This window comes from Paenibacillus abyssi (genome assembly GCF_014640295.1).
Classification (GTDB): Bacteria; Bacillota; Bacilli; order Paenibacillales; family Paenibacillaceae; genus Paenibacillus_D; species Paenibacillus_D abyssi.
The window spans coordinates 104974-126419 of the sequence record NZ_BMGR01000004.1; the positions used below are offsets into that span (position 1 = coordinate 104974).

Annotated in this window: 19 protein-coding genes; 6 read left to right on the forward strand and 13 right to left on the reverse strand. The window is 49.3% G+C overall.

From position 1 onward, the window contains the following. Positions 1 to 154 precede the first annotated feature (154 nt). Complete coding sequence (locus IEW11_RS07215) at positions 155 to 418, reverse strand: metal-sensitive transcriptional regulator (protein ID WP_188530387.1); 264 nt, start codon at positions 416 to 418, stop codon at positions 155 to 157. A 173-nt stretch (positions 419 to 591) separates the two neighbouring features. Here IEW11_RS07215 and IEW11_RS07220 point away from each other — a divergent pair, with 173 nt between their 5' ends. Further along, a complete protein-coding gene (locus tag IEW11_RS07220; RefSeq protein ID WP_188530388.1) occupies positions 592 to 738 on the forward strand; it encodes a DUF6254 family protein in 147 nt (48 codons plus the stop codon). 74 nt (positions 739 to 812) lie between these two features. Here IEW11_RS07220 and IEW11_RS07225 read toward each other — a convergent pair whose 3' ends face one another. Beyond that, positions 813 to 1892, reverse strand: a complete 1080-nt coding sequence (locus IEW11_RS07225; RefSeq protein WP_188530389.1) for a Gfo/Idh/MocA family protein — start codon at positions 1890 to 1892, stop codon at positions 813 to 815. Positions 1893 to 2060: 168 nt separating this feature from the next. Between IEW11_RS07225 and IEW11_RS07230 the strand changes: the two genes are divergently transcribed. Next, positions 2061 to 2930, forward strand: coding sequence for a helix-turn-helix domain-containing protein (locus tag IEW11_RS07230; protein WP_188530390.1), 870 nt, complete (start codon positions 2061 to 2063; stop codon positions 2928 to 2930). 42 nt (positions 2931 to 2972) lie between these two features. Here IEW11_RS07230 and IEW11_RS07235 read toward each other — a convergent pair whose 3' ends face one another. From IEW11_RS07235 to IEW11_RS07250, 4 genes are all read right to left on the reverse strand, one after another. Next, positions 2973 to 3692: a response regulator transcription factor gene (locus IEW11_RS07235; RefSeq protein WP_188530391.1), complete on the reverse strand. Its 720-nt coding sequence runs from the start codon at positions 3690 to 3692 to the stop codon at positions 2973 to 2975. 124 nt (positions 3693 to 3816) lie between these two features. Beyond that, a complete protein-coding gene (gene pnpS / locus IEW11_RS07240) occupies positions 3817 to 5628 on the reverse strand; it encodes a two-component system histidine kinase PnpS (protein WP_188530392.1) in 1812 nt (603 codons plus the stop codon). Between the two features lie 48 nt (positions 5629 to 5676). Continuing rightward, positions 5677 to 6609 (reverse strand): bile acid:sodium symporter family protein, encoded by a 933-nt coding sequence (locus tag IEW11_RS07245; RefSeq protein ID WP_188530393.1) that lies wholly within the window; start codon positions 6607 to 6609, stop codon positions 5677 to 5679. Positions 6610 to 6714: 105 nt separating this feature from the next. Further along, entirely contained in the window at positions 6715 to 8262 is a 1548-nt protein-coding gene (locus IEW11_RS07250; RefSeq protein ID WP_188530394.1) for a fumarate hydratase, read from the reverse strand. Between the two features lie 103 nt (positions 8263 to 8365). Between IEW11_RS07250 and IEW11_RS07255 the strand changes: the two genes are divergently transcribed. Continuing rightward, entirely contained in the window at positions 8366 to 9505 is a 1140-nt protein-coding gene (locus IEW11_RS07255) for a YfbR-like 5'-deoxynucleotidase (RefSeq protein WP_188530395.1), read from the forward strand. Positions 9506 to 10099: 594 nt separating this feature from the next. Here IEW11_RS07255 and IEW11_RS07260 read toward each other — a convergent pair. The 5 genes from IEW11_RS07260 to IEW11_RS07280 form a co-directional block, all read right to left on the reverse strand. Next, positions 10100 to 10291, reverse strand: coding sequence for a hypothetical protein (locus IEW11_RS07260; protein ID WP_188530396.1), 192 nt, complete (start codon positions 10289 to 10291; stop codon positions 10100 to 10102). A gap of 236 nt (positions 10292 to 10527) precedes the next feature. Further along, positions 10528 to 13422 carry a DEAD/DEAH box helicase gene (locus tag IEW11_RS07265; protein WP_188530397.1) on the reverse strand — a complete coding sequence of 965 codons (2895 nt, stop codon included), beginning with the start codon at positions 13420 to 13422 and terminating at the stop codon, positions 10528 to 10530. Next, a complete protein-coding gene (locus tag IEW11_RS07270) occupies positions 13419 to 14996 on the reverse strand; it encodes an SWIM zinc finger family protein (RefSeq protein ID WP_188530398.1) in 1578 nt (525 codons plus the stop codon). Before IEW11_RS07270 ends, IEW11_RS07265 begins: the two co-directional genes overlap by 4 nt. Before the next feature lie 93 nt (positions 14997 to 15089). After that, on the reverse strand, positions 15090 to 16838 hold the full coding sequence (locus IEW11_RS07275; protein WP_188530399.1) for a sensor histidine kinase: 1749 nt from the start codon (positions 16836 to 16838) through the stop codon (positions 15090 to 15092). Positions 16839 to 16992: 154 nt separating this feature from the next. Next, entirely contained in the window at positions 16993 to 17664 is a 672-nt protein-coding gene (locus tag IEW11_RS07280) for a tetratricopeptide repeat protein (RefSeq protein ID WP_188530400.1), read from the reverse strand. A gap of 217 nt (positions 17665 to 17881) precedes the next feature. On the opposite strand from IEW11_RS07280, the gene glsA reads away from it, so the two are divergent. Continuing rightward, complete coding sequence (glsA, locus tag IEW11_RS07285) at positions 17882 to 18826, forward strand: glutaminase A (protein WP_188530401.1); 945 nt, start codon at positions 17882 to 17884, stop codon at positions 18824 to 18826. A gap of 84 nt (positions 18827 to 18910) precedes the next feature. Continuing rightward, positions 18911 to 19780 carry an SDR family oxidoreductase gene (locus IEW11_RS07290; protein ID WP_188530402.1) on the forward strand — a complete coding sequence of 290 codons (870 nt, stop codon included), beginning with the start codon at positions 18911 to 18913 and terminating at the stop codon, positions 19778 to 19780. Here IEW11_RS07290 and IEW11_RS07295 read toward each other — a convergent pair. Both IEW11_RS07295 and IEW11_RS07300 read right to left on the reverse strand, forming a co-directional pair. After that, positions 19777 to 20502 carry a cyclase family protein gene (locus IEW11_RS07295; RefSeq protein ID WP_188530403.1) on the reverse strand — a complete coding sequence of 242 codons (726 nt, stop codon included), beginning with the start codon at positions 20500 to 20502 and terminating at the stop codon, positions 19777 to 19779. The two genes, IEW11_RS07290 and IEW11_RS07295, sit on opposite strands and share 4 nt — an antisense overlap. Positions 20503 to 20552: 50 nt before the next feature. Continuing rightward, entirely contained in the window at positions 20553 to 20945 is a 393-nt protein-coding gene (locus IEW11_RS07300; protein ID WP_188530404.1) for a thiol-disulfide oxidoreductase DCC family protein, read from the reverse strand. Positions 20946 to 21238: 293 nt separating this feature from the next. Between IEW11_RS07300 and IEW11_RS25315 the strand changes: the two genes are divergently transcribed. Then, a complete protein-coding gene (locus IEW11_RS25315) occupies positions 21239 to 21400 on the forward strand; it encodes an aspartyl-phosphate phosphatase Spo0E family protein (protein WP_188530405.1) in 162 nt (53 codons plus the stop codon). Positions 21401 to 21446: the final 46 nt, after the last annotated feature.

Here is a 21446-nt window from a genome sequence, read left to right on the forward strand (position 1 = left end):
GTACTCTGTGATATACCCCTCTGTTGATTTGATCATAGCACGACGGTATTTTAAAAACTGTTACAGATCGGTTAAAACTGTTACAAATCATGTAAGGCAAGAATTGTATCGAAATCAAAAAAGGCCGGGATTGCTCCCGGCCTTACTTGGAGGATCAGCGGCTTTTTATCAGCAATTCTACAGCTTCCTGAACGAGCTTCCCCGTATCGTTACCTTTTGCTTTTTCATCCAAGATGCACTGTTCCAAATTGACGGCTACAATGTAGGCCATCGCTTTATCAGCAGCGCTGCGGATCGCGGAGAGCTGTGCCACGACATCCTTGCAATCTTTTTCTTCCTCCATCATTTTCATGACACCCCGAATTTGTCCTTCCATTCTTCTTAACCGCCGGAACACGCTATCATCATATTTCATCATTTTGATTCCCTCCATTCGATCTGATCTTATAGGTCTATTATGTCTGAAAAACTCGTTATGGACAATAACTCCTAGTGCGCGGATTTCAAACGAAGATGCCTGCCTTAAGCATTCATGATTTTTTATATCCAGGGAAACCTAAATACGATATCGAGATAAGGGAGGCAATGGATATGTCGACGTCCAAAAGACGTGAGGAGAGCGCATGGAAAAGCCGTAAACAGAACCAGCAGCCTCATGGGAAAGTGAAATCCCTACACGAGCTGTCACAGGAACAGGAAGCCGATCAAGAAACTTCAACATCGCAGCGTAAAGATTAATGACGGAAAAGGGATAGCCATCAGCTGCTCAGCAGCTTACAGGCTATCCCTTTGTTTTTTAATGGCTTATCAAATTAATCGAAGTACACAGCCTTGCCTGTACGCGAGGATTCATAGATGGCTTCCAGAATCTCGGATACGACAAGCGCTTGCTCCGGCTTCACGATAAGTTCTTTATCATTAATAACCGCATCAATCCAGATTCGCGCTTCCAGCTCGGCAGGATCGTCTGAATTGCCTTCGTAGAAAGCGACGCCGCCGCTGTTCATTTCGATGTTGTTCACATACAGACGGCTGTTATGCTCCCCGTTGAAGCGAAGGCCATCCTTCATGTCCGCACCGGCTTTAGTACCGCACAGGGTTACCTTAGCTTCATCGACCTCAAGTGAGTTCAGCGCCCAGCTGGACTCTAATACGATCGATGCGCCATTCTCCATTGTAATCATTGCAAATGCGGAATCCTCAACGGTGAATTGCTTTGGATCCCATGGACCCCATGCATTTGCTGCATTTTCATTTTGAGACAGTTTATGATAAGCACGGCCCAGCACGGCTTTTGGTTTATAGTTATCCATCATCCAAAGCGCAAGATCTAATGCATGTGTACCGATGTCAATCAACGGTCCGCCGCCTTGCTTTTCTTCATCCAAGAATACGCCCCAAGTCGGCACCGCACGGCGTCTGATCGCGTGCGCTTTAGCGAAGTAAACTTCACCAAGCTCACCAGCCGCGCAAGCATCCTTCAGATAACGGCTGTCTGAACGGAAACGGTTTTGGTAACCGATGCTTAATTTCTTGCCTGTACGCTTAGCTGCCTCAAGCATCCGGCGAGCGTCTTCCGCAGTCTTGGCCATCGGCTTCTCGCACATAACATGCTTGCCTGCTTCCAAAGCAGCGATCGAAATTTCGGCATGGGAATCATTCGGTGTACATACATGAACCACATCAATGGTCGGATCGTTCAACAGATCGTGATAATTTGCATATACCACGGATTCTTCGTTTCCGAATTTATTTTTTGCCTCTTCGGCTTTTTCAAGAACGATATCGCAAAATGCCACCATTTGCGCTTCTTCTACTTTTGCCAAGCTTGGCATATGTTTGCCTGTTGCAATACCGCCACAGCCGATGATTCCTACTCGAACTTGTGCCACTTGTACATCCTCCTCCGACTTTTCCTGTGAATTTTCACAAAATGCGTTAAGACGCTTGATTCCAGTGATGCATTAACACTAGAATAAAGTATAGTAAAACTGATTCAAAAAAGATATCAACTTTATGGCGAAGCTTTTATGTGATTTTGTCAATCGGGGGCTAGGGCAGTGGAAATTTTCAAAGAGAAGGTCGATTATGAAAACCCTCTTTTGTCTTTGCGTGTATTCAGATCGGAGCGTATAACAGACGAAACGATACAATGGCATTATCACCGCGAGATGGAGATGCTGTTAGTCCTTGCAGGTAATCTGGATGTCTATGTCGATGATGAATACTATCAGCTAGGAGCGGGCGATGTAGCTCTTATTGGTACCTCACAGCTCCACAGGGACCGCAGCATCGGCTTGCCGCTGCATTACATTGTACTGCAGTTTGATTTGGAACAGTTCTTTGATCACAGCACGATGCCGTATATGCGATATTTCTTCGAAGCCAAGTATCCGCTCAGTCTTGCTAACTATATTTTCTCGGAGCATCCGGAGATCAAGGTCCAGGTAGCTAATGTTATTCAAGAAATATATGATGAAGTTACGCGCAAGGAAGCCGGTTACGAACTCGCGGTTAATATCCTGATCAAGAAGATTTTACTGCTCTTGCTGCGTAATGATGCGCGTAAAGTATTGGCTGAGCGAGAAGATTTCGATCGGGTCCGCATGAAACCTGTGCTGGATTATGTGGAAGCAAGATTAACCGACCGCATTCAAGTGGACGAAGTGTGTAAGCTGGCCAATATGAGCTATTATTACTTTGTTAAGTTTTTCAAAAAATCCGTCGGATTATCCTTCACGGAGTATGTGAATTACAGGAAGATCAAGTGGGCAGAGCGAATACTGCTAACGAAAGACCTTAGCATCTCCGAGGTAGGAGAGCAGATCGGCATGCCGAACATGGCCCATTTCTATAAGATGTTTAAGAAATATAACAACTGTTCACCGAAGGAATTCCAGAAGCGAATGTTGTTGTGGAAGCAGGCATAACTTCAACCCTATACAAGCATGCAAAAAGGCTCGTACACCGGTTTATTTCGGTTGTACGAGCCTTTTAGGCATGACAAGCTTATATCCGACGCCGCGAATCGATTCGATCTGAACCGACTGCTGCCCGAGCTCCAGCTTTTTGCGCAATGAGCTGACATGCACATCTACCGTCCGCTGGCCCCCGATATAATCGAAGCCCCATACGACATTCATCAGATCATCGCGCGTGATCACCATTCCAGGCCGCTGCACCATATATAACAGCACCTCGAACTCCTTTGGACGAAGCGGAATCGATTCGCCATTCACAATGACCTCATATTTTTCAGGATATATCGACAACTCACCGGCCGTAATCACTTTCTCCGACGCATCGATCTCACGAACATCCTCAATCCCGGAACGACGAAGTACAGCCGAGACGCGAGCAAGCAGCTCGGCAACCCCAAAGGGCTTTGTAATATAGTCATCGGCCCCGTGTTTCAGGCCCTGCACCACTTCTTCTTCCGCATTGCGGGCGGTCAGAATGATGACAGGCGTCCGTACCCCATTTTGCCGAAGCTTGGTCAAAATTTCGAACCCGTTTATCTCAGGAAGCATGATATCCAGAATAACCAGATCGAAGCTTCGCTGAAGCGCAGTCTGGAGCCCTTCCGCACCATGCACCACAACCGTTGTTTCATAACCATCTTGTGTCAGATTATAAGATAAGAGACGAGCCAGCGTCGGCTCATCCTCAATAACAAGCACCTTTTGCGACATGAAATCCCCCAGCTTCGCGATCTACCCTCGCGTAATCATACCGTTTTTTTCAACTTTATCATATCATGCTTTCATTAAGAATAGGTAAAAAGTATGTTAAGGTGCTGTAAACTGTTCAATGTCTTCAGTGAAGGACCGGCAGTTCAATGATAAATGTCGAGCCGACGCCGACTGTGCTTTCTACCGTAATGGTTCCTTTATGGAGCTCCACAAGGTGTTTTACAATCGACAATCCAAGGCCCGTACCGCCTGAGCTGCGGGAACGCGCTTTATCCACCCGATAAAACCGCTCAAAAATTCTTGGCAGATCCTTTTTAGGGATGCCAATGCCTGTATCGGATATTTTGATCCGGATATAATCATCGTCTTCCCCTTCTGCAGCATCGTTATGAGGAGCCTTTTTAACAATAGGCTCTACTGATATGGAGACTCTGCCGCCATCGGGCGTATAATTGATGCCATTGGACAATAAGTTCATCATAATCTGGCGCAGGCGATCCTCATCGGCTTCCACATAGATGCCTTGATCGACCTTCATATCCATGCGGATATTTTTGCGATGCGCTTGCGCTGCGATGAATTCCACGGTGTCAGAGATGAAGGAAGACATCTCAATCGGTGAGAACTGCAGCGGTATGCGCCGTGATTCCACTTTGGACAGCTCTAGAATATCGCCGATCAACCGGTTCAACCGCTCGCTTTCATCAAAGATAATCTTCAGGAAAGATCGCGCGGTTTCCGGGTCATTAACAGCTCCGCCCAGCAGTGTCTCCGCAAAACCTTTGACCGCAGCAATCGGCGTCTTCAACTCATGCGACACATTAGCAACAAATTCACTCCGCATACGTTCCAAACGGCGGATCGCCGACACATCCTGCAGCACGAGCAGCAGACCGCCAAAGCCTTCCCTGCCGTGGAAGATCGCCACCAGGTTCAGCTCGAGCAGTCTCTCTTCCGGATAATAGAACGTAATCTCTTCCTTCAGATCCTTGCGGGTATCGAGGCCTTCCTGAATGATCTGCAGCAGCTCATACTGCTGCTTCGCTTCCGTAAAATGACGGCCCACCAATGCCGTGGAGGAAAAACCGAGCACTTCTTCTGCTCTGCTGTTCATCAGCACGACAAAGCCATCGCGGTCGATCATCACGATCCCGTTGATCATATTATTGAGCACGCTCTCCAGTTTGTTCTCGTCCCTGTGAATCCGCTCCATTTGCTCCTGCAGGCTATCTGCCATCGCATTAATAGACTGCCCCAGCTCACCGATTTCATCAGATTTATCTATATTCACGCGCGCTTGATAGTCCATGTTCTTGATGCGTCTGGCTACAATAGACATCTGCTCCAACGGTCGTGTCAATCCTTTAGCGATATGGTAACTGGCCACTGCAGAAGCTATGAACAGCAGCAGCAGGACAATGAAAAGCGTGTACCAGAGCTCTCGAACGCTCCCTTCCACCTCTTCCAATCCCATAGCAAGGCGGATTACGCCGGATGAGGCACTAGACGGATCAATCGGAATTGCCACATACATCAGATTATCGTTCGTGGTTTCACTTTTGCGGATATCTCTCCCAACGCCATTCTCTTTCGCTTCCACCACTTCATTGCGGAGCGCGTGATTCATCATATCCCGGGGATCATGGTCGGAGTCTCCCAATACAACTCCATCGCCTCGAATAAAAGTGACCCGCTCCCCCGTGATCTGTTTTACCTTCAATGCTTCATTCGTATAATAATCGTACAACATCTCAGGAGTGCCGGTTTCCCAAGCCATAGAGGACACAATGAGCTTCATCTCCCGCACCATATTGGCCTGCAGTGTATCGAGATGGTTCTCTCTGAACGATTGGGCCATAAATAAGCCTGCCCCAAGGATCGACAAACCGAATAGCGATATCATTATAAAAGTAAGCCGGACCCGAAAGCTGTTCATGATTGATCATCCCGTCCCTGTCATAAGCATTTTCCTGTTCCCCGAAGACTATCGTACCTGTCCGCGACCGATTTCACCAGACTTTGAGATGTTAATTTTTTGTAAAATGTAATGATGGAGCGTTGCAACCGGCTGTTGAATCAAAATAGACAATACGACCGGCACCGCCGTTAACGGGCTAAAATAACCGAGCGCCAGCACGATTCCAAGCGAAATATTACGCATGCCTGTCGCATAAGAGACCGTGGTCAGAAGCTCACGGTCACGGAATGGAACAGCGCCCGCAAAGCCCGCCGCATAACATAGTCCAACAAGCACAACTACCACTGGCACCAGCTTCAGCATATCACCCTGCAGCTGAGCCACATATGGCGCTATCGCCGCTGCGTTCAGTGCCACTACGGCTGTGAAGCACAGCTTCGAGATCGGCCCTCCAACCGGCTTGACCACTTCGTTAAGCTTTCCCTTTGATATCTCATGCAGGATAACGCCGACAATGGTTGGAAGTACCACGATAATCAGCAGATCCACCATAATGTGTGTGGTATCCACTGTAATACCTGTTCCGAACAACATATGAATACCCGACGATACGACAAGCGGGCTCAGTGCGGAATCCACAACGACAAGCGACAGCATAAGCGGGATACTTCCACCGGACAAGCCCACCCAGATCACAGAGGATACGCCGAGCGGGATAATGGTGAACAACACCAGGCCGATCACATACGGCGAATCAGATCCAAATACGGCCGTGCCAAGCGCGAAAGCGACAAGCGGCAGAACAAGATGGGCGATGACAAGCGTCCACAGCATCGGCAGCGGCCGGCGGACAACGAGCTGAAGCTGCCGAATGCCGCAGCCAAGCGCCATCGTTAATGTGACAACGGCAAATAAATAAGGCACGGCGTCGATAAACCGGATTAGAAACTCAGAAAAAAGAAACCCCAGAACAAGTGATCCGGGGATAATAAGAAACATCCATTGTTCGAAACGCCGGTTAAATGATAGACCAAATGATCGCGTAGAACACCCTTCTTTCTCTAAAAGCTTTAAGTTGCGCCGCGTATCCGCCTGAAATACAGATTAGCTGAATACAGGCTCTTTAAATTGTTCCAGCTTAGCCATGGAATTCTGCTCGACTTCGGCGTGCAGGCTGTTGCCATGCGCATCCATCGTAACGATCGCGGCAAAGCCCTCTGTCTGCAGGTGCCACATCGCTTCAGGGATGCCGAATTCCATGAAGTCTACACCGTTAACGTTCTTGAAGCACTCTGCATAGTACTGGGCGGCTCCGCCGATTGCATTTAAATAAACAGCGCCGTGTTCTTGAAGCGCGGCAAGCGTCTTCGCGCCCATTCCGCCTTTTCCGATGACTGCGCGAATGCCGAATTTTTTAATAATATCGCCTTGATAAGGTTCTTCGCGAATACTCGTTGTCGGGCCGGCCGCTTTTACCTGCCAGCCTGATTCATCTTTCATCATCACAGGGCCGCAATGGTAAATGACCGCGCCATTGAGGTCAACCGGTGAATCATGATCCATCAAATGTTTGTGCAGCGCATCCCGGCCGGTATGCATCTCACCGTTCAGGATGACGATATCACCGACGCGAAGGTCACGAACCTGCTCTTCGGTAAGCGGCATGGTCAGCGTCACTTCGCGGCGCTCGGAGGAACCGGCAGTAACCGCTTCTTCTGCAGCTTCGACAGTTGTCGATTTCATCGAAACCTCTTGTCCTTCCGGATAAAGCCATTCCTTGATCTCGCCGGATTCTGCACTCAACAGCACGCCCTGGCGGCGGTAAGCCCAGCAATTATAGGCAACGGACACAAAGAAGCTTGCTGGCAGGCGGTTCATTACGCCGACTTTGCAGCCGAGCAGTGTCACTTGGCCGCCGAAGCCCATTGTTCCGATTCCAAGCTTGTTCGCATTCTCCATCACATATTCTTCAAGCTTGCGAAGATCCTCGTTCGGGTTCGTATCGTCAACGCGGCGGAACAATTGCTGCTTGGCAAGCTCATAGCCGGTTGTCCGGTCGCCGCCAATGCCTACGCCGATAAAACCGGCGCTGCAGCCTTGTCCTTGTGCTTGATATACCGCATGCATGATGCATTTGCGGATGCCGTCGAGATCGCGGCCGGCTTTGCCAAGCCCCTCAATCTCAGCCGGCAGACTGTACTGTATATTTTTATTCTCACAACCGCCGCCTTTAAGGATCAGACGAACGTCAATATCGTCTTTTTCCCACTGCTCAAAATGGATAACCGGCGTTCCCGGTCCCAGATTGTCGCCGGTGTTAGCGCCAGTAAGTGAATCAACGGAGTTCGTGCGCAGCTTGCCGTCTTTCGTAGCCCGCGCAATGGCACTGCGGATTTGTTGTTTCATGATGATCTGGTTCGCGCCGACAGGAGTATGAACAATAAAGGTCGGCATGCCCGTATCCTGGCAAATCGGAGATACATTGCATTCCGCCATCTCGATGTTCGTTGCAATCGTCGATAGAGATAATCCGGCGCGAGTCGCACGGTCTTCGGCTTCTTGCGCGGCTTTGATCGCTTGACGTACATCTCCTGGCAGATTCGTTGAGGTTTCTACGATGAGTTGATAGACACTTTCTTCAAAACGCTGCATAATAGTTACGCTTCCCCTCTCTGGTCGCAATTAATCTTTAGCTATATAATAGCATAAATAGTACGCTTGAACCTATTATACACCTGAAAAGAAGGGAAGCTAGATGAAGAACGGAAAATTCACGCAAACGATCATTCAAATGCAATACGTCCCCAGATGGAGCGAGCATGCGCCAAAATTCCGTGACAATGCAGCCAGCCACAGCTTTAGGTGCGCAGCAATTGCTGTCTTGGTCGGTTTGGTGGAACATAAGCTGTTCAGTGAGCCGGTCGACCGGCTGCAGTTAGTTGCGAAGGCGCTGCTTCACGACTTGAATGAAACGAAGACCGGATCCATTAAACACGTCACCAAAAAAGACCCTTTTGTCATCGAGCATATCCGCAACTTTGAAAAAGAAGTGAATGAGGAGCTCGTCACTTACTTATCCAGATCGCTGCGGCCTTATTTCTATGATTACATCGTAAATGCGGAGGATGATTCCTATACCGGGCGATTGGTGGCAGCGATCGATACGTTTGATGCGATGCTGTTTTGCCACCGTGAAGCGTTAAACGGCAATAATCCTTATTTCCACAAACAGTATGCGGCGCTGCATGCCGAGATCCACCAGTGTGAGCTGCAGTCGATGAAATGGCTGGCCGCTGAATATGACAAGCAGGGCGGGGTATACGAATTTCTCTGCCATCTGTTGAATCTGGATAATATCGACCGCTGGAACGGCAATTTCAACCTGATTCCGGACAATGATGCGACACACTCTTTCCGCGTAGCGGCGCTATCGTTGTTTAACGGGCTGCTGGAGCGCGAACGGTTCGGGCAAACAAGCCTCGACGTCTGCCGCCTACTTGGCAAAGCGCTCCTGCACGATGTTAGCGAATCGTTAAGCGGTGATGTAAAGGGACCTTTCAAGCATTCCTTGCCAGAGGTCAAAATCGCGTTTGAAAAGTATGAAAAACAGATCGCAACAGGCATCGTGAATCTGCTGCCCGAGCAGCTGCGCGAGGAAATGATTGATTATATGGTCGAATCCAAGGATGACACTTATGAAGGGGAGCTCGTCGATATTGCTGACAAGCTCGATGCATTGATTAAAGCAAACCTGGAGATGAGGAATAATCCGCATTATGCGGAAACTTATTATGGACAGCTCGCAACCATCCAGCATAAATTCGAGCATCCAAGCGTCATCTTCTTTCTCGCCTACATTTTGCATGACCTGACTTATGCGAATTATATTCGGTAACGCATGGTTGAGGGGAGATAGGTAGTCTGTTGCCTATGTTTCCACTCCACGCACGGGCCCCAGTCTGTCCGCTTGACGTTCACATTTCAACTAAAATCTCCAGACCAATGGGATAGCCCCTTAAAAGCATTGGTTGTACCGCATTCACTGCGCAGTCGAATGTTCTTCCGATCGCTGTTGTTCCCGGATTCCCTTGCATGAATAGGCCGAGGTGGGAATCCGGGAACAAAGGCGACCGCTGACGCTTCTCCAGAATCATTCGATCTGCTTCGTCTAGGCGTAACCGTTTCTTTCCTAAAAAGCAAACAAAAAGACATGGCCCCGCTTACTTTGCCAATGGACTTGCAGGAAGATATCCCCGCAAAAGCCGTTCGCGAGAATAGCATGTTCATGTGGCTCGCCGCCCGGCAGTGCCCAGACTTTCGCACTATTAACCGCTTCCGGTCAAAGCCCATGAAGGACGTCCTCGAAACGAAATGGCGCCACAGATAGGAGATCTGTGACGCCATTTTTACCGTTTTAGAGGTACCTATCAAGCTTCAATATCTCATTGAAGATCCCTTTTGGGACAGCTCTTCTTTTAAGCAAATTATTTTACTTGCCGGAACGCAAAGCGAGCACGGATTTGCGTATTATACGGTACAATTCCTGCCAATCCGGATCGGCATCTGGGGGAAATGCCGTATCCTGCTCCGTTCGCCCGACTCCCGCTTCTTCCAGCTCGTTGGCATTCGGCATGCCTGATCGACTCTCTAGTTCAGAACCATTGCCTTGTTCATTCTTCAACTGTAACACTCCTTTACTAACTGACCAAGAGCAAGCAGAGCAAAACGCGGCGGTTATGCGCCTGTCAGTCTGTGAGTCTGTGAGTCTGTGAGTCTGTGAGTCTGTGAGTCTGTGAGTCTGGCCTCAGTGCTTGTGTGCTTGTGTTCCGGTATGCAGTGTGTGCTGCTATGCTGGTGTACCCGAGTGCTTATGTGCGTACCCATCCACCGCACAGCACCGCACAGCTATTCAGCAGTTCACCCGTTCAGCCATGATTTGCGCAGGGTGAACAAGGAAGCAAGCTCATCACGCGAAAGCTCGGTGATCCAATTCTCGGATTGGCCGACAACCTGCTCGTTTAACGCTTGCTTACGCGCAATCATATCGTCAATTTTTTCCTCTAATGTGCCTAAGGTGACGAATTTGTGCACTTGCACATCCTTCGTTTGTCCGATCCGAAACGCACGGTCGGTCGCTTGATTCTCCACCGCCGGATTCCACCACCGGTCAAAGTGAAATACATGATTTGCAGCAGTCAGATTAAGCCCCGTACCGCCTGCTTTGAGAGATAGCACAAAAGCGCAGCGCCGTTCGCTGGGATTCTGGAACTCGGCAATCATCTCATCGCGTTCCGTTCTGGGCACTGCACCGTGCAGATAGGAAACCCGCATGCCGAGCTGCTGCTCCAACTGCAACTTCAACATCTGGCCCATCCCGACAAACTGCGTAAAGATCAAACACCGCTCTCCCTCCGCCGCAATTTCCTCCACCATTTCCAACAAGCGAGTTACTTTATTGGACCTGGAAGCATCCCACTGGCCAGCCGCCGCCCACTCTTCCTTGTTCAGCAGAGAAGGATGGTCACATACCTGCTTCAGCCGGGTCAAGGTTGCTAAGATCAACCCCCGCCGCTGCATTGGCGACAGGGTATCGAGCTTCTCCAGCAGATCGCTGACCATATTTTCATATAACGTGCCTTGCTCCACCGTTAATGAAATATAAGTTTTCGCTTCATTCTTATCCGGCAAAGCCAGACGGATGGCCGGATCCTTCTTCAACCGCCGCAGCATAAACGGCTTCACCCAGTGCTGCAATTGTCCGATCATCGCTTCATCGCGCGTCCGTTCGATCGGCTGCACCACTTCTCTGCGGAATTCCGCAAGGCTTCCCAAGTAACCCGGATTCATGAAATCATGAATCGACCACAGCTCCGTCAAGCGATTTTCCATCGGCGTTCCCGTCATCGCGATCCGGTGGCGTGCGGGAATTTTGCGGATGGCCGAGGATTGCTTTGTATATACATTTTTGATATTTTGCGCTTCATCCAAACACAAGGCGTTCCACTCGATAGAGCTAAGCTCCTCTTCATCCAACGGCCCTAAAGCGTATGATGTAATGACCAGGTCCGCATCGCGGACAGATTCCGCAAAGGCCTCTCCTTTTGACCTTCTGGGACCGTAATGGATGACCACTTTGAGCGAAGGCGCGAACCGCTCCAGCTCTTTCTTCCAGTTTCCGATAACAGAGGTCGGACAGATCAGCAAGGAAGGACCCGCGGAGGCATTCTTGCCTTGACTCTCTATAATATGAAGCAGGTAGGCTGTGAATTGAATCGTTTTTCCGAGGCCCATATCGTCGGCAAGACAACCTCCCAGCCCAAAACGCCTCAGAAAAGCAAGCCACGATACCCCTTGCATTTGATATGGGCGCAGCTCACCAAGAAACGACTCCGGCTTCTCCACAAGCGGCAGCTCTGAAATATGCTGGAGCTGTTCCATCCAGCGGCTTAAATGCTCGTTAAGCTCCACTTCGGTCTTAATGCTGACTTCATCCTCATTGCCATCCATTACATCTAAAGGCATCTCGCCCCGCAGATGCATCTCAAGCACATCCCGAAACGAGAGGCCGCGCTTCTTCCCGCTTTTCTTCATCCAGCGGCGCAGTTGCTCAAGATCGCGGGGATCAAGGTGGATCCATTCGTTCTTCAAACGAAACAACCGTTTGTTCTCGTCGACGAGCTTTCGGAATTCCTCCTCGGACAGATCAAGGTCCCCGACAGCCAGCTTCCAATCAAACTGCACGATCGTATCCAAGCCGAACATCGGCTGGCCGGATGAACCTACGGATGATCTCACCTTCGCTTTCAACCGGAGCTTACGGCTGCGGACAGCCTCCCACCAACCGGGCAACAGAACAGAACAGCCGGCTTCGAGCAGTTTGACGCTGCCATCCTCAAGGAACGCCCAGGCTTCCTGCTCCGACAGATTCATGCGTAACGTTCCTGGAGCAAGCGGATTTTCCCACTCAGGGAAAACCTGAAGCCATTTACGTTCCTCCTTCTCCATACGCTCCTTTACAAAAGGAGCCCAGGAATCAGGAATTTCCGCTCCTTCCACTTCCCAGCCCCCCTCTGCACGCCGCAGCGCGGTACGGTAGCCTGTATCTTCCCTGCTCTGCAGCAGCACCGCGAAGCGCCAACCGCTCCACTCATCAGGCTCTATAAGCTGCAGCAGCACGCGAAACGGCGTTTCATCCTTTTTCCAGCCAAGCCCGATCCACCAATCTTCTTCATCGCGGTATCCATCAGCCGACCGGTTATCACCGACCCGGTCGATCAGCCTGTGCCAGCTCAACGACGCTTCCTCACTGCTATGGATCGCTTCATTGGCCGCTAAGCTGACCCATTGGTCAGGCACATGATGATTCACACCAGCCGCTGCCGCCGCCGATTTCCATTCCATGAGCTCCTGTCCCAATGATTGCGGGCCATGCAGCTTCCAGCGCTGCCCTGCTGCTGACCACCCCGATACATTCGGCGCATACCAGCCTTGAAGAAGCGACGTCCTTACCATCTTCGCCGCTTGAATGTAGAGCAGCATCCGCTGCGTCCACTGCAGCTTCATCAATCGAACCGAATCAGGCTGGGATAAATAATCTGCTGCAAGCAGCGGTGAAATCAGCAGCCCCTGAACTCCGCCAACGGTTTTCTCCTGAATATCTGCCCCGTACCATGAGCCTTCATGCCAGGCAAACAGCAGGTTTTTCAAACGCTGCATCGGTCCCGACCAATCGATCTCGGTTATCCATAGACCTTCGTTCTCCACCCAGCTCCCATCCAGCTTCCATGTCAACCTGTCGACCGTTCTGCTCATGTCACGACCTTCCCTTTCCATAACTCTTCCTGAAGCGCACGCAGACGGGAATATTTGCTGACCAGTCCTTGGATATAACTCTCCCATTTGACCGGCTTATTTTCCGCTTTATACAGCTTCTCAAGCTTTTTGATCAGCTTTACTGCTGCACGGTAACCTTGCCGGTTGCGCGAGGTAATCGATTCATCGATCGCTTGATGATACAGCGGAATCAATACACGAGGCGCCGCTTTGCTAACAGAACGGACATCCTGGATATCCAGCTCATCCGGCCGAATGCCGAGATATAACTGCAAATCCGCCCAACGCGCATAATGGCCGTTCTCCAGCCAATGCTCCGAAAGCTCTTGATAAGCAGCAGGCAGAAAAGCAATCATCCGGTCCGTCCACCCGGGCTGTTCAGGCTGGAGAATATCCGCTTTGCGGCACAGCGTCAAAAAGGGCTTTAGGATGACAGCATTACGGCAGGAGGCAAGCTGCTCTTCCAAGTAATCCATCCATAGGGAAAACAAGGCCCACTGCCGCTGTTCAAGCTTTTGTTCGGCAAAGCCGTATACAAGCTCGGATGTGCGGTCAAAATCAGCTTGCTTCATGCGGGCAACCGCATGCTCGTCTTGATTTTCAATGACATCCAAGCAAGCCAATGTTGACTGGACAAACGCAAATGGCTTTACAAGCAAAGGCGAAACATTCAATGCTTCAGCTTGCAATTGGAGCCGTTCCGAAGCACGCCATTGCTCATCCGAAGACAAGGCTTCCCATACGACGTGGTACAAAAAATCCCAGCGCAGCAAGGTCGTCTCCGCATTCAAAGCCCTCTTCCGCAGAACGTCTACTAGGGCAAGCACCCATTGTTCTTCTTCCTCCGTGAATGAAGCCGGCTTCAGTGCTGCGGCTAATTCATTAAAATGAAGAATCCAGGGATCAACAGTGCGCGTAAAAGACATTTCATAATAATAACGGTTATATGAATCGGTAGCGGCATACGCCTTTTCGACTTGTTCCAGCACGAATTCGAGCGTATGCAGCCAGTGCAGCCGCTGCTTTACCCTTTCCCAGTGCTTTGCCGTCCCCTTCATTTCCGACAAGATGGGCTGCATAGGATAGAGGGATTGCTTACACTGGCGCCATACCTCTCCGTATACGTTATGAAACCACTCCCGCCATACATGCACATCGTTTTCCTCATTCGGCCGATTCGGGGAAATGTCAGCTGCCTGTGCATTTTCCGTAAGGGTCACCTCCCCCGTTGTCCGGAGATAGATCGTTTCGGCATCCCCCCCGGTCATTGCGCTATAGTGAAAAAACACCGCCGCCATATGTTTGCAGTAGCCTTGATAGGGGCAGGTGCATTTGCTGTATGTGAACTCATCCGCATCCAGTACGACGGCATATACGCCGCTGCCGTTCACCGTACCATAGATTGCATTTCCTTCAACCACTTCAACCGTTGTGACTTTCCGTGAACGGTAATAATCCCAACCGCGCGACAGGATATGCCGCGGCATTAACGCGGCGAATTGCTGTTCTAAATAGGCCAATTGTTCATTTACCAGGCGAATCAACGCATCCATGCGACACTCTCCGATCATGTGAGCATCTTATTATTATACCAAAAAAAATGCTTCCCCGCCGAATGGATATTCGTTAGAGAAGCATAATTTCATTTAATGAGGAATGATAATGACAATTGAAACTTGATTAGGCATATCCAAATCCAAGCTAATCGTGCCTTTGTACTGTTCTACGATTTCCTTCACAATCGATAAACCTAAGCCTTGATGGCCATTGCCTTTATTGGAATAACCGGCTTCAAAGAGCGATTTGTTTTTCAAGTCGTCCGGGTTTTGGCAATAATTGCTGACCGAGAACAGAAGATAATGCTGTTCATCCGAGCCGCTTAACGCGACCCAGCGCTTTTCTTCGTCCGGGTATTTCATGGCCTCATCGATTGCATTATCCACCAAATTGCCGAGCATTCTGGTTAGATCCAACGTTTTTACGCCCAGCTCCAATGAACTCATCCCTTGGAAATGGCTCTCGAACCTAACCTTATGGCTCTCCGCCTGGGACAGCTTTGAACGGACAAGCGCCGCGATCGCAGGATTGCCGATATTGATAATATCGCTCAGCACATGAATTTCTCCCGCCAAATCCTTCGTATAGGACCTAAGCTCCTTCACCTTATTCATTTCCGCCAGGGAATGAATCATCTGCACATGATTGAGAAAATCATGGCGCTGCACCCGGATCGAATGAAAGAGCTGATTGATTTCGTCCGAGTATCTGGCCTGGGCTTCACCGACAACGCGGTCTCTCGATTTGCGGAAATATCTCATCGTAACGAAAACGATAATGACGCTTAACACCGATACAACGAGAATAATCAGTCCGATATTAAGAAACTGCTTGTCGAGTGTATCTTGGATCGACTGATAATCCGACACAATGCTTAAAATGTAATGGTCGACAGGCTCGCTGTTTTCGTCGACAATGCTTGCCACTTTAGCGATCGGTACGGGAATGAACATTTTGAGCACATGTTTACCATTAATATCCGTATTGATTGTCACCGCTTCATTCGTATTGAATGCTTCCTGTACGCTTCCGACATCCTCCGGATCTTGATATTCATAAGTTCCATAGATAATTGGCTGCGTTGTAATATGGTCAAGATCCTCTCCGGTTTCCGTTTTCGTCCGGAGCATCCCGTCCGGGAATGTCTTCGGGTTAATGACCGTGATTTCCAGAATCGAAGGATTCTCCCGCAGCGTCTGTTCAATCATTGGATTGGCTCCGGTAATCTTTTCGTACTCTTCCTGCATATCGTAACTCACATAAGGATCGATAATATAGTTCGTGGTACCGTCATAATAATAACCCCACTTACGAATTTTACTTGTATCGGATGTGGCCAGCTCGAATGGCCCGGTCCAGAAGTTACTGAGGGATTGTCCCCAGTCTATCGTGACCTGGTGATTGTCGAACAGCTCATTAAATGCCTGATACCACGGATACCACGAGCTCGTATTGAGGCCAAGCTGCTGCGGATCGGAAGATTTATACAAAACAATATTGTCCTCCGTCCGTTTCAAAAGTGTAATATGGAGGACACCCAGACGGTCACTAAGCTCTACAAGTTGCTCGTTGTCCACCTTTTCAATATCCGGATCAAGGGCATATTGCGCGGCAATGGATACGCTTCTCAGTTGATGGCCGATCAGCTCTTGGTATTTCTCTGCCCCCAGCCTGGACTGCTCGATCGATATTTCGATCTGTTTCGCCACTGAGCTCATCTCATGGCTGAGGCTTTCCTCCAACGATTTTTTTGTTGTGAAATAATAGACCGTATTATTTATGCCGAGCAGCAAGATGATAACGACGGTCGTAATCAACCAGGTATTACTTCTTAACATGAATTGTCCCCCGTATTTCCATTCTGGTTTTCTATGTAGAGGGCGTAGCATTTCTTTATTATCAACGATTCTTGAAATTTTCACAATGATTCTTTCACGCAAAAAACCCTCTTGCCTCTTATCGGCACAAAAGGGGAATTTATTAACTGGATAACTATGACAGCTTTCGAATCAGGCTGCGGATCGCCCATTTTCTCTCTTGTCTCTTCTTGTACTTCGGCAAAGAACGATAGATCAGTAATGCTTCGCCAAAAGCCTGCTTTGCTTCTTCCGTTCGCCCAAGCAGCTTGTAGATCTCCCCGAGACGATAATACGCTTCGCAGGAAGACGAATGAATCGTCCGAAATTCATCCAAATAACGAATCGCTCTGTCCGCATCGCTTTTGGAATGCAGCGCTGCCAGCCGCAGATATGGCTGGCCGTATTTTACTCTTGGATTGATGGCGACCGCTCTTTGTATCGCTTCCTCTCCCCTGGCCTTATCCCCTGTATGCAAATAGACGGTACCCAGGTCATCCCAGTACTCTGCGGAATGCTCCATCACATTGCCTACCGATTCCAGCCATTTGCGCGCTTCCCGGTAGCTCTTCTTCTCAATCAGCAACCTTGCGATATCCTGTTTCGCTGTGATGTCATTGGGATTAAGCAGCAGTTGCTGGCGCAGCTTTGCAATCTGACTCCTTCTGCGCAGCGGCTTAACCAAACTGGGAGAAAGTCCGATAAATCTGCGGTCCAGAAAATACAAAATAACAAGCAGTACAATAATAGCAACAAAAGGATTGCCAAAAATCCACCACAACAGTGGGAATAAAAGAAATTTGCTCATTCCAACCCTCCGTCAGCCGTTCATTCATTCTTTCATCATAACACAAATTGTGGTAATCGTAATGTCGGAAATATATAGAAGATGTTAAGGCAGCAAGCGGGAAAAAGCGGAAAAAGAGAATCTCAATAATAAAACAGCAGGGAGAAAACAGTGTATGTCGAATTATAGGGAATATGCATTTTTAGACTAGAGAATAGGTTTGGAGGGAACCCCTGATATGAATTCAGAATGGGCAAAATTAGAACAACAATTGCCGGCAATGCTTGAGGAAAGCCGGAAACAAGCTGCAAAGGGCAACGTTGCGGAATATATACCGGAGCTGGCCTTCGCGCCGGCCGATGCATTAGGCATTACCGTAATTGACCTGCAAGGACGAATGATTACAGCGGGCGATTGCAGGCTGTCATTCACCATGCAAAGCATTTCCAAGGTGTACACCTTGCTGCTTGCGCTTATGGACAATGGCGAAGAAGGCGTCTTTGCCAAGGTCGGCAAGGAACCGACCGGCGATGATTTTAACTCCATGTTAAAGCTTGAGCTCGTTGAGCCGGGTATCCCGTTTAATCCGCTTATCAATGCCGGGGCGATTGTGATCTCTTCCTTAATACATGGAGCGGATCCGGATGAGAAGGTAGAGCGGATTTTGGCTTTTTTCCGCAAGCTGGCCGATGATCCCTCCCTCTCGTACAATAAGGATGTCTATCTCTCGGAGAAGCGTACCGCCCACCGCAACCGGTCTCTCGCTTATTTTCTGAAGGATAATGAGGTATTGGATGAGGATATTGATGTGGAAGAAGTGCTGGATGTTTATTTCAAGCACTGTTCGATCGAAATTAACTGCCGGCATCTGGCAAGGATGGCGCTGGTGCTAACGAATGACGGCGTCGATCCGCACACCGGAGAAGAGCTCATTCCAAGGCGTTATGTGCAAATCGCCAAAACCTTCATGATTTCATGCGGGATGTACAATGCATCCGGGGAGTTCGCGATCCAAGCGGGCATTCCAGCTAAAAGCGGTGTCGCCGGCGGAATATTGGCGCTTGTACCCGGCCGCTACGGCATCGGTGTCATCGGTCCGGCGCTGAATAAAAAAGGCAATAGCACAGCGGGCGTTGATCTGCTGGAAAAGCTTTCTCAGGCTTATGATTGGAGCATGTTCTAATCATTAAAATCATGTTTTCCGGTTAATTTCCCGCGGATAGGGGTATTCCAATGTTATACCTTTTTCCAAAGGAGGACACCTATTATGAGTAAATCTAATTCGAAGCAGCCGATTAATCCGCCGCAGCACCAAAACAAGCAGCCCGGTCTGGAATCAAAGATGCATCCGTTACCCGAATTTGAGTCACCTTCCTATCGTCCCGGAGGCAAATTAGCAGGCAAAACCATCATTGTTACCGGTGGCGACAGCGGTATTGGGCGCGCAGCTTCCATTGCCTTTTCTAAAGAAGGGGCCGATGTAGTGATCGCCTATTTAGATGAACATGAGGATGCGGAACTGACCAAGCAGAAAATAGAACAAGCTGGCAGGAAATGCATGTTGATTGCAGGAGACATCGGCGACGAAGCTTTCTGCCGCAAGATAGTGAAGGATACCATCGACATATTCGGTAAAGTCGATGTGCTTGTCAACAATGCGGCAGAGCAGCATCCGCAGCAGAAGCTCGAAGATATTACTTCGGAGCAGCTGGCGAAGACCTTCCAAACAAATGTGTTTGCGATGTTCTATCTGACCAAAGAGGTCTTACCGCACCTTACCCAAGGCGCTTCCATCATTAATACGACCTCGGTGACCGCTTACCGCGGCAACCCGATGCTCATCGATTATTCATCTACCAAAGGGGCGATCGTTTCGTTCACCCGGGCGCTGGCGGTCAATGTTGCCGCAAGCGGCATCCGGGTAAACGGAATTGCGCCGGGCCCGATCTGGACGCCGCTTATTCCCGCCACATTTGATGATGAGCAGGTAGCTGCCTTCGGCTCGGACACACCGATGAAACGTCCCGGTCAACCGTCGGAGCTGGCAGCTGCATATGTCTATCTGGCTTCTGAAGACTCCTCGTACATGACGGGACAAGTCCTCCATATTAACGGCGGAGAAGTTATAAATGGTTAGCTCATTGCCTTCCATGCTACAGCGCGGATCGGAGAACCCGATCCGCCTTTTATTTTCAGCGGCATCACCATAACAAGCGACTCCCCTAACACTTCTTCCAACCTCGTCAGATTTTCAATGATGTTGATACCGCTTCCAAGAAGCGCATAATGCGCAGCATTCTCGCTTGAGGACGAGCTGTCAATCGCCAGCGTGTCACAGCCGACGGCTTTGATCCGTTTATCCGCCAAGTAAGCCGCCGCCTCACCGCTAATGCCCGGCCATGAAGCAACATAAGTGCGGTTAACAGAGCGGGGTGCCCAGTAGCGATCCCATCCAAACCGGAACAGCACGATATCTCCCTCTTCAATCGTCTGATTCGAGTTTTCCCATTGTTCAATCTCCAGCTTGGACACAAGATCCTGATCCGTATAATGCGAGAAGTCCAGCGTCAGCGCCCGGCCATAACATTGTGTGAGCTCGGTCTCCGACATGTAACGATGCTGCGGATCGCCTTCCCTCAGGAAATGGGCCGTCGCATCGATATGGGTGCCGCAATGCTCGTTAATGAGCAGTTGGCACACCAGCGCCGGGCTTCCTGTCTCAAAGCTGTCCCACTGTGTGTGAAAATAACGTGAATGCGTCGGATAGACCGGCATATCCTCCTCCAAAATATGGGACAGATCGACCATCCTCATTTGGCTCAGCATGGATTGCATCTGCTTTACGAGTGAATCCGGCATCGTTCTCCTCCTAGACTTCTAATAGAATTAATGCTGACATGAAAAGCTTATTATAAAAACCGCTTCCGCTGTTCAGGCGTTGGCAGCATACAGCTGTCGCTTGCACCGAACCATCGGATGCGATTTCTGGCAAACCAATCGTAGACACGGTCCCGAACAGCTCTGGGCACAATCTGCAGCGCTGCGGCGAGCTTCCACAGCCCCTTCAAATTCCGGCATACCCGCAGGGCCGCCGTTGATTTGATATAGCACCTTTCCCCTTCTATTAATAAGAAGCTGTCAATACCGGCCACATTATACTTCTGGACCAGTTCTCTGCCGATGCTGCTCTGGAGGGAAGCAAACTGGAATTTTTGCTTCGGATCCCGCTTCATAATAAACTGCACGCTGTTATTACAAAAATTGCACATCCCGTCAAATAAAACGATGAACTTCCCACCCATAGCGAACACCTCCTTTTGCTCCATCATACTCTTGCACTGCATGCCAGGCAATACATTCCTCAATTCGATAATTTTTTGCGATAGCGAAGCGGCGAAACCTCAAACTTCGTTTTGGGTTATTCTCTGGCCAATCACCCGGATCCGGAGCTTGAGCGGACATCTTCCAAACGGTTAACTCCGGGTTAACTGTTCGAAGGGTGGGTTTTTTTTGTATTTTTGGTGAAATCAGTTTTCTCACTATAAAAAACGGTTAAAGGAGGTTATCAAATTAAAAAATTGAAAAGGTGATGACAATGAACCTGATAGAAGAAATCGATCATATCAGAAACGAACTGCTGCATACCGCTGAACAGCATGCAATGAACCTCCTTCATCCTGACGTCCTATGGGTAAGTCAAAAATTAGATCATCTTATTGTTGCATCGATGGCGTATTCTGAAGCATCTTCCGTGTAAGAGGTGAAACTTGTAGGCTTATCTTTTTCAAAAAAAACCTTCTAAT

Bases quoted from the DNA above. Each gene is read 5' to 3' on its own strand.
- IEW11_RS07215 (WP_188530387.1), bottom strand. From the start codon at position 418: ATGATGAAATATGATGATAGCGTGTTCCGGCGGTTAAGAAGAATGGAA.
- IEW11_RS07220 (WP_188530388.1), top strand. From the start codon at position 592: ATGTCGACGTCCAAAAGACGTGAGGAGAGCGCATGGAAAAGCCGTAAA.
- IEW11_RS07235 (WP_188530391.1), bottom strand. From the start codon at position 3,692: ATGTCGCAAAAGGTGCTTGTTATTGAGGATGAGCCGACGCTGGCTCGT.
- pnpS (WP_188530392.1), bottom strand. From the start codon at position 5,628: ATGAACAGCTTTCGGGTCCGGCTTACTTTTATAATGATATCGCTATTC.
- IEW11_RS07245 (WP_188530393.1), bottom strand. From the start codon at position 6,609: ATGTTTCTTATTATCCCCGGATCACTTGTTCTGGGGTTTCTTTTTTCT.
- IEW11_RS07250 (WP_188530394.1), bottom strand. From the start codon at position 8,262: ATGCAGCGTTTTGAAGAAAGTGTCTATCAACTCATCGTAGAAACCTCA.
- IEW11_RS07255 (WP_188530395.1), top strand. From the start codon at position 8,366: ATGAAGAACGGAAAATTCACGCAAACGATCATTCAAATGCAATACGTC.
- IEW11_RS07265 (WP_188530397.1), bottom strand. From the start codon at position 13,422: ATGAGCAGAACGGTCGACAGGTTGACATGGAAGCTGGATGGGAGCTGG.
- IEW11_RS07270 (WP_188530398.1), bottom strand. From the start codon at position 14,996: ATGGATGCGTTGATTCGCCTGGTAAATGAACAATTGGCCTATTTAGAA.
- IEW11_RS07275 (WP_188530399.1), bottom strand. From the start codon at position 16,838: ATGTTAAGAAGTAATACCTGGTTGATTACGACCGTCGTTATCATCTTG.
- IEW11_RS07280 (WP_188530400.1), bottom strand. From the start codon at position 17,664: ATGAGCAAATTTCTTTTATTCCCACTGTTGTGGTGGATTTTTGGCAAT.
- glsA (WP_188530401.1), top strand. From the start codon at position 17,882: ATGAATTCAGAATGGGCAAAATTAGAACAACAATTGCCGGCAATGCTT.
- IEW11_RS07290 (WP_188530402.1), top strand. From the start codon at position 18,911: ATGAGTAAATCTAATTCGAAGCAGCCGATTAATCCGCCGCAGCACCAA.
- IEW11_RS07295 (WP_188530403.1), bottom strand. From the start codon at position 20,502: ATGCCGGATTCACTCGTAAAGCAGATGCAATCCATGCTGAGCCAAATG.
- IEW11_RS07300 (WP_188530404.1), bottom strand. From the start codon at position 20,945: ATGGGTGGGAAGTTCATCGTTTTATTTGACGGGATGTGCAATTTTTGT.
- IEW11_RS25315 (WP_188530405.1), top strand. From the start codon at position 21,239: ATGAACCTGATAGAAGAAATCGATCATATCAGAAACGAACTGCTGCAT.